Source organism: Flavobacterium sp. (genome assembly GCF_039930565.1).
Classification (GTDB): domain Bacteria; phylum Bacteroidota; class Bacteroidia; order Flavobacteriales; family Flavobacteriaceae; genus Flavobacterium.
This window is the reverse complement of record NZ_JBDTTP010000121.1, coordinates 1-8,178: the sequence shown is the minus strand read 5'-3', so window position 1 is coordinate 8,178 and position 8,178 is coordinate 1. Positions and strand designations below refer to the sequence as shown.

11 protein-coding genes are annotated in these 8,178 nt (G+C 34.6%); 7 read left to right on the top strand and 4 right to left on the bottom strand.

Annotated elements, in window-relative coordinates; translation table 11 throughout:
* The first annotated feature begins 64 nt into the window (after positions 1-64).
* On the top strand, positions 65-298 hold the full coding sequence (locus ABI657_RS18505; RefSeq protein WP_348098750.1) for a DUF4266 domain-containing protein: 234 nt from the start codon (positions 65-67) through the stop codon (positions 296-298).
* A gap of 18 nt (positions 299-316) precedes the next feature.
* A complete protein-coding gene (locus tag ABI657_RS18500) occupies positions 317-1,501 on the top strand; it encodes a DUF3570 domain-containing protein (protein ID WP_348098749.1) in 1,185 nt (394 codons plus the stop codon).
* Between the two features lie 470 nt (positions 1,502-1,971).
* On the opposite strand, the gene ABI657_RS18495 is transcribed toward ABI657_RS18500, so the two are convergent.
* The 4 genes from ABI657_RS18495 to ABI657_RS18480 form a co-directional block, all read right to left on the bottom strand.
* On the bottom strand, positions 1,972-3,237 hold the full coding sequence (locus ABI657_RS18495) for an FAD-dependent oxidoreductase (RefSeq protein WP_348098748.1): 1,266 nt from the start codon (positions 3,235-3,237) through the stop codon (positions 1,972-1,974).
* 18 nt (positions 3,238-3,255) lie between these two features.
* Positions 3,256-3,957 (bottom strand): peroxiredoxin, encoded by a 702-nt coding sequence (locus ABI657_RS18490; RefSeq protein ID WP_348098747.1) that lies wholly within the window; start codon positions 3,955-3,957, stop codon positions 3,256-3,258.
* A gap of 152 nt (positions 3,958-4,109) precedes the next feature.
* Positions 4,110-4,490 carry a DDE-type integrase/transposase/recombinase gene (locus ABI657_RS18485; protein ID WP_348098751.1) on the bottom strand — a complete coding sequence of 127 codons (381 nt, stop codon included), beginning with the start codon at positions 4,488-4,490 and terminating at the stop codon, positions 4,110-4,112.
* Between the two features lie 38 nt (positions 4,491-4,528).
* Positions 4,529-4,774: a hypothetical protein gene (locus ABI657_RS18480; RefSeq protein ID WP_348098746.1), complete on the bottom strand. Its 246-nt coding sequence runs from the start codon at positions 4,772-4,774 to the stop codon at positions 4,529-4,531.
* 302 nt (positions 4,775-5,076) lie between these two features.
* Here ABI657_RS18480 and ABI657_RS18475 point away from each other — a divergent pair, with 302 nt between their 5' ends.
* From ABI657_RS18475 to ABI657_RS18455, 5 genes are read left to right on the top strand one after another with little or no spacing between them, the layout of a single operon-like run.
* A complete protein-coding gene (locus tag ABI657_RS18475; RefSeq protein ID WP_348098745.1) occupies positions 5,077-5,382 on the top strand; it encodes a TIGR03643 family protein in 306 nt (101 codons plus the stop codon).
* Positions 5,383-5,399: 17 nt separating this feature from the next.
* Positions 5,400-5,798: a DUF2452 domain-containing protein gene (locus ABI657_RS18470; RefSeq protein ID WP_348098744.1), complete on the top strand. Its 399-nt coding sequence runs from the start codon at positions 5,400-5,402 to the stop codon at positions 5,796-5,798.
* 32 nt (positions 5,799-5,830) lie between these two features.
* On the top strand, positions 5,831-6,481 hold the full coding sequence (locus tag ABI657_RS18465) for a flavin reductase (RefSeq protein ID WP_348098743.1): 651 nt from the start codon (positions 5,831-5,833) through the stop codon (positions 6,479-6,481).
* Positions 6,478-7,905: a deoxyribodipyrimidine photo-lyase gene (locus tag ABI657_RS18460; protein ID WP_348098742.1), complete on the top strand. Its 1,428-nt coding sequence runs from the start codon at positions 6,478-6,480 to the stop codon at positions 7,903-7,905. The genes ABI657_RS18465 and ABI657_RS18460 overlap by 4 nt, the downstream gene beginning before the upstream one ends.
* Positions 7,892-8,029, top strand: coding sequence for a DUF2256 domain-containing protein (locus ABI657_RS18455; protein ID WP_348098741.1), 138 nt, complete (start codon positions 7,892-7,894; stop codon positions 8,027-8,029). Before ABI657_RS18460 ends, ABI657_RS18455 begins: the two co-directional genes overlap by 14 nt.
* The last annotated feature ends 149 nt before the right edge of the window (positions 8,030-8,178 follow it).

Below are 8,178 nucleotides of genomic sequence, written 5' to 3'. Positions count from 1 at the left end.
ATCTATATTGCATAATAATAGATGATAACAACAAAATTTACACTTCAAAAAACATTAACCTAAAATGAAAAAGCCAAAACAAAAAGCGCTCGTACTGTTGTTTAGCATTGCTTTTACGGGCATTCTACTCTCCTCTTGTACATCGGTAAAAGAATACCAAAAAGGAAAAATAAATGATTCTGAAATGGTCCTTTCCAATAGGAAAATCGAAAAAACAGAACTTAGTTTTCAATCCTACCGAGAAGGAGCTTCCGGAGCCAATTCAGGAAAAAGCGGCGGAGGCTGTGGTTGTAACTAATTTTCATACCATTAAAAAATGAAAAGAATATTCATAACAGGATTTGCGTTATTAGCACTATTTCAGGTAAGAGCACAAAATGTTCCTACTGATTCTACCAGTTATAAAAGCAAAAAATTAAAATTGGAAGAGGTAAATCTCGTATCCAGCTATTACAAACAAAACGGAGACAATTCAGCCGTTACCGGCGGAATTGGATCAGAACATCTTACTGATATTGCCAATACCATTGATGTCAAATTAGTGAAATACGGAGAAACCGGAATCAAACATACTTTTGATATTGAAGCAGGTATTGACCATTATACCTCTGCATCATCAGATATGATTGATTTGAGCGCCAATTCATCAGCATCTTCTTCAGACAACCGCTTCTACCCTTCTTTAACTTATCTTAGAGAAAATGAAACAACGGGACGAACTATTGGGATTGGAGTTTCTTCTTCAACAGAATTTGATTATCAGTCTTTTGGAGGAAATATTAGTTTCTCTCAAAAAACCAGAGACCGCAATGGAGAATTTACAGCCAAATTCCAAACCTTTCTCGATCAGTTAAAACTAATTGAACCTGTTGAACTTCGCACTTCAGGAGGCGAAGGCTATGGCAGCGCCAACCGAAATACTTTTGCAGGAACTTTAAGTTATTCTCAAGTGGTAAACAAAAATCTGCAGGTAATGCTTGTAGGCGATGTGATTAGTCAAAACGGTTATTTAAGCCTTCCTTTTCACAGGGTTTATTTTGCAGATGGTTCAGTGCATCAGGAAAAAATGCCGGATACAAGACTCAAAATTCCAGTAGGAATCAGGGCAAGTTATTTCCTGGGAGATAATGTACTTATTCGCGCTTATTACAGATATTATACTGATAACTGGAGTTTAAAAGCACATACCGCTGATCTTGAAATTCCGGTAAAATTAACGCAGGCATTTTCAGTAAGTCCGTTTTATAGATATTATACCCAAACCGGAACAAAGTATTTTAAACCTTACGGAGAACATACTGCAGCTGATGAATACTACACCAGTAATTATGATTTATCTAAGTTTGACAGCAGTTTCTTTGGAATGGGAATGAAATTCACGCCCCTTAACGGAATCTTTGGACTTAAACACTGGAATACATTAGAGATTCGTTACGGTCATTATACACGAACTACTAATATGACTTCGGATATTATCAGCATTAATATAAAGTATAAATAGAGTTTAAAACCAAATTCAATAACAAAAGCCCAATTATACAAGTGGGCTTTTGTTATTAATAAATATAGCAGATCGTAAGAGTAATCATCAATAAAATGAAAAAACAAACGAGAAATTCGAAAAAATTAAAGTTATAAAGTTTTTTTTTAACCGAAAAGCTTGAGCTTACTTCGAGAGAAACTGAAAAATTCTGGACAATTTACAATACTTATGATAACAAACAATATAAATTGTGTCATGAAAAAATGAAAACATATTTACGAAAACTCAATGATGATAATATCAATTCAATTTCAGAAAAGAAGGAGAAATACTTTTATAACAAATAGAAAGTAGTAATAGAGAACTATATCTCTTGAATTAGCAGTCTTATAAAAGTACTTACAGCAAAAAAAAAAGAGGCTCTCATATTTTTTTTAGACAGACCATTAAAATTATATTAAACTATACTGCAGATTAGCTATTATGTTTTAAATGGCCGTATGGTCACCAATAATTTCACTCAATGCCAAGCCCCAATGTGGAATTTTACCGCCAAGGGTATAATACATTTGTTTGAAGCCCATTTTGAGCGCATAAGGTGTCAATCCCATTTCTAAATGACTTTCTTTTCCGCCCCACCATTCATTGGTACGCATATAAAATCCTTTTATACCTCCCATATCTCCCATACAAAGTAATTCGAATTCCATAGGGGCAATATCGCCTTTAATGATACCCAATTCTTTTCCCAAAGTGTTGGCTAAAACTTCAGCTTCCATATGTCCTAATGAACCAATTTTGGGAACTGTAATGGATGCTGCATCACCTACTGCAAAAATATTTTGATAATCAGGATTTCGCATATATAAATCGGTGATTACAAAACCCATATCATCAGTAAAAGGAAGCATTTTTAAGAAATCATGTGCCTGCCAGTCTGGGAACAATATTGCTACTTCTGCATCTTGCGTAGAACCGTCATTGAATTCGATGCCGCCTTTATGCACTTTTTTGATGCCTTGAGTATTTGCCTGATAATTGTAGCCCATTTTACCCATCATTGGCAATAACTGATTCAGAATTGTTTCTCCGGCATCTTCTGCAATTACTTTAGCTGGAGTTGATAAAAATATTGTGGATGTTTTTCCTTTTTTTTGCTTTTCTAACCAATGTGCTAATGAAAAAGCCATCTCGACAGGCGGACCTTCGCAAGCTGTTAAGGCAATCGGTAAATTTGCTGGTAATTTATCGCTTTTGCCCTGATGAAAAATATTCGAAGTAATAGCGATGGGACCGCCTTTATACTCTTTATGCAAATAATTACGTAAACGATTCCCAAGGAACACATCAGTTACGCTATGACCATTTTCATTAAACCCTTCAATTTTATCATATGCCAAGCGATTACCAAGTGCTACAACCAAATAATCGTATTGCAGCCTGCGAACCGGATGACCTGAACGTTCATTTGGCTGATAAAAAACTGTATTGGTTTCCGGATCAATAGTGGTTACTTCTGCCTGAATGAATTCACTGCCATCATGCGCTAAAAACGACATGAATTTGAACTGTAAGTCAATTGCAGGATTGACATTTGCCAAAACCTGCATGGGTATGTTCGGTACAAAGGTCAGCAACGATTTTCGGTCTATTATCGTAATATCTGCTTTGTCCTTAACCACAGCATGAATATACCTTGCTGTGGTTAATCCGGCAAAATTGCAACCTAGGATAACTATATGTGGTTTTGACATGATAATTGTTATTTTGAATTACTTTGTTTTCACCTTTTCGACAGGCAGGGGTTTGGTACAGAAAAACCAATCATAGCAGGTCATTTCCTGCTTGTCTTCCATTCTTTCTTTGGCAATACCACAAGAACCTGCTGTTGGTACAATTACGTCATCGCCGGGTTGCCAATCGGCAGGAGTTGCAATATTATAGCTGTCAGCAGTCTGCAGGGCTATTAAAGCTCTTTTTAATTCGTCGAAATTTCTGCCCATAGAAAGCGGATAGTAAATAATAGCGCGTATCATTCCTTTTGGGTCGATGAAGAAAACGGCTCTTACGGCTTTAGTAGTACTTTCACCGGGTTGAATCATACCGTATTTCTTTGCAACTTCCATAGTTATATCCTCTATTAATGGAAATTTTACCTCAATATTTTTCATTCCCTTAAATTCAATCTTCTCCTTGATGGTTCTTAACCAAGCAATATGACTGTATAATCCATCGATCGAAAGCCCAACTAATTGACAGTTAAGCGCGGTGAATTCAGGTTCCCTTTTGGCAAATGTCATAAATTCAGAGGTACATACTGGTGTAAAATCGGCAGGATGGCTAAAGAAAATAATCCATTTATCTTTGTAATCAACAGGAAAATTAATGTCTCCTTGCGTAGTTATAGCCTTAAATTCCGGTGCCTTATCCCCAATTCGGGGCATTGAGACTGTTTGTTCTTCGATTGATTCCATATTTAATATTTTTTTTAGTTGTGTCCTTATTATTTAGACAATTAACCTTCACTATAAAAGTATAGCAACAACTAACTAATAGAAATGATATTTATCACATTCAGAAGTGATTATAAACAAAAAAGAGTGCCTTAGTGAAGGCACTCTTTTAATCAATCCATGAAAGTTAAACTATTTAGTACAACAGTCCTTTTTTTGGTTCTTATCCCTGGTGGATTAATCATCTGATTCTTCCTAAGCATATGCACAATTTCAATTCCACTCAATGTTCGTTTCGCAGATTCAAAACTTTTGAATCCTAATCCGTTTTGTATCCTCCACTTTACGAATCGATGATCCTGTTCAACTATATTATTCAGATACTTAGATTGTCTAATCTTAATCGTAGAAAATGAGCGTTTATTATAAACTTCTATAGCTCCAATGTTTGATTCGCTTTTATCAATACTTATTACTCTGGGTCTGCTATTAATTGCCTTAATTAAAAAGACTGCGCACTCATTCGCTGACTGCTTCTGGTGAGAAGCCTCCAGCTCAGTCTACTCTACATTTGCTTTTCTTCATCTCTGATTCAATATAAGGAAGCAAACTTGTACGTCCAGCGCTGGATTGTTGAATTATCAACCTGAACTCCCCGCATTTTAATGATTTCTTCCACATCTCGATAACTCAATATAAATCTAAGTTTAAAATAAACAGCTTGAAGTGTAACAGATTTAGGATAACAATGACCTTGGGTATTCATGAACGGTGTAATTTTAAAAATCCAAAGATAAATCTTAATAATATATGCTACAGAACCTAATAGATTTGTCATATAAAAAAGCTTTGTAAGAAGAAAGATTATTTGAATGTAAATGCTCGGAATTAATAAAAGGAGTGGTCAACTGGCTTTGGAGAAAACAGGTTTGATAGCATTAAATTATTAGGAGCTTTTGAAATTCTTTAATTGAAGAATTGTGTTGTGGATTTTTTATCAATTTATAAAATATAATTTCTCCTCATTTTTTAATTATGTCTATTGGTTTAAAATTAAATGTATTATCAATTTTAATTCTCTCATAAATGTAAAAGTATTACTTTTGTTTGATCTTATTTAATAATAGTTAAACAAAATATATGACAAAGCCAATAATTATAAAAATCGATAATGGTGTATTGAATGAAGCTCAGATCGATAGAATTATAGAAATGGCATGGGAAGACCGAACATCTTTTGATGCGATAAAATTTCAATTTGGTCTATCTGAAAGTGATGTGAAAGCTTTGATGAAGAAAGAGATAAAGTTCAGCAGTTACAAATTGTGGCGTGAAAGGGTTGAAAACTGTAAAACAAAACACGCTGCAAAGAGAACTCAAGCAATTGATCGGTTTAAATGTAACAGGCAAAGAGCAATTTCAAATAATAAAATCTCTAAGCGTTAATAAAAATTTTATAGACGATGAAAAAAGATAAACCGGATAATGTAGTATTTTCTGCTGAGCATGGTTATAATGCAAGCCTATTGCCGTATGCTACAAGTGTTGGCGCACCTATAATAAAAGCAGATGATTTAACCGGCTGGAAAAACATGGGCATAAATAAGGTAAACAAAGAGTTTGAAAGTAAATTCAATGAACTGAAAATGCAATACCAGAATTTAATAGAAGAATTCCAGTGGAATGAATTGGTCTACAATGCCAGATTTTCTTTTGAACCTATTGTTGGTGAAACATATCATTTATATAAAGATGCAGACGGTTTTGATTTTCTCTCACTTATAGGGCCCAAAGAATGGAATAAGGAACATATTGCTACTTTTAGACTTAACAGTGATAAAAAATGGATACTCATCGATTGAAAAGTTCCATTTTTTTTATAAAATTTCTACTAATGAAAAACAAAATAAATTTTAAAACCAGTGATCTGGAAAAAATGGAGAAACAAACTGCCGTGCATTTAATCAATAGTTTAGGCGGTTTTAAAAGTGTGGCATTGGTAGGAACTTCTGATAATAAAGGAAATACTAATTTATCCATTTTTAGTTCTTTTTTTCATATTGGAGCGAATCCACCATTAATAGGCATGATTTTTCGCCCCAGCCCGCCAGAGCGTGATACTATGAGGAATATTATAGATACAGGATACTATACTATTAATCATATCAACGAACAGATTTACAAGCAGTCACATCAGACATCAGCGAGATACGACAAAGAAATTTCAGAATTCGATGCTGCAGGACTCCGTGCGGAATATAAAAACAACTTTCCAGCTCCTTTTGTACTCGAAAGCAACATACAGTTAGGTATTGAATTTAAAGAAAAAACAGCCATTTTAATCAATAATACCACTATGATTATCGGGGAAATAGTCCAGATTTTTATTCCTGAAGACAGTTTGTCTGAAGATGGTTTTGTTAATTTAGAAAAAGCCAATACCATTACTTGTTCTGGTCTGGACAGCTATCATAAAACCATGCAATTAGACCGGTTAAGCTATGCAAAGCCGGATAAGGAAATTACATCACTACTTAAAAGTTGAACAAAAAAAAGGTAAATATTATGTGGTTCAAACGTGATCTTCGTTTTACAGATCACGAACCTCTTTTTATGGCGCAGCAGGAAAACATCCCTCTTGTTTTAGTTTATTTTTTTGAGCCGTCGATAATGGTTTATGGTGATTCTGATGTGCGTCACTGGCGGTTTGTTTATGAATCTTTACAGGAAATGCAGTCTAAATTAAAGTCATTTGCTGCAAAGATCTATTATTTTCATAACGAAGTCCAGACTGTTTTTGAGCACCTATGCAGTCTTTATGATATTCAAACAGTATTTTCACATCAGGAAATTGGCAATAAGGTAACTTTTGACAGGGATATTGCCATGCAGTTTTTTTTTGATGATCATAAAATTCTTTGGAAACAATCCCAGCTCCATGGCGTAATTAGAAAGCTGATTTCCAGAGAAGATTGTGAAAAACGCTGGGAAAAAACAATGCGTGCAGCTCCTAAAATGATTGAATTAAATGCTTTTGAATTTGAAGATTTAGATCCTGATTATTATCAAAAAATAAAAGGGAAAGCACTTTCAACCGAAATTACAAACCGACATGAAAACTTTCAACAGGGTGGAGAATATTGGGCTTGGAGGTACTTAGAAAGTTTTGCAAAAGAGAGACATGTCAATTACAGCAAACATATTTCTAAACCCGATTTAAGCAGAAAAGGATGTAGCCGTTTATCTCCCTATTTGACCTACGGAAACATCAGTATGCGAATGGTGTATCAATATACCAATCAGTTTTATGAAGCATCTCCCAACAAAAGAGCCATGCTTAATTTTGTTTCAAGACTGCACTGGCATTGCCATTTTATGCAAAAATTTGAAAGTGACTGCCAAATTGAATTTAAAAACATAAACAAAGATTATGATTCCCTGGTAAAACCCATAAACGAAACCTATATAAAAGCGTGGCAGGAAGGTAAAACCGGGATTCCTATTATTGATGCCTGTATGAGATGTTTAGTTCATACAGGTTACATCAACTTTAGAATGCGGGCAATGGTAGTTTCCTTTTTCACATTCAATTTGTGGCAGGACTGGCGGGAATTGCATTTTCTGGCAAGACAGTTTTTAGATTATGAACCCGGAATTCATTATCCGCAGATTCAGATGCAGGCGGGTACAACAACGGGCAATACTATTAGAATTTATAATCCCATAAAAAACTCTCAGGAACACGATTCAGAAGGCATTTTTATAAAAAAATGGCTGCCTGAACTAGCGGAAATTCCATCACAATTAATTCATGAACCATGGAAATTAAATAGTATTGAGCAGCAATTTTACAAATGCGAAATAGGTAAAGATTATCCAGAGCCAATCGTTGACATTGAAGAAACTCGAAAATATGCGAGTGATATTGTTTGGGGTTTTAGAAATAAACAAAAAAATGAGAGGAGTTAAGAAACAAAACCTGCCCACTAAAACCTGCGTTGTCTGCCAGAGACCATTTGCATGGAGAAAAAAATGGGAAAAAATCTGGGACGAAGTAAAATATTGCAGTGATAAATGCAGAAGCAGTAAATAATATGGAAACCAAAACTTTAAGGCTCATTCTTGGAGATCAGTTAAATTACAATCATTCCTGGTTTGAAAGCAGAACCTGCTTCTATAATAAATCAAAAAAAACAGGAGATAGAGCATGTCCTTTTAACAGCCTGTATTGGAATTTTATGA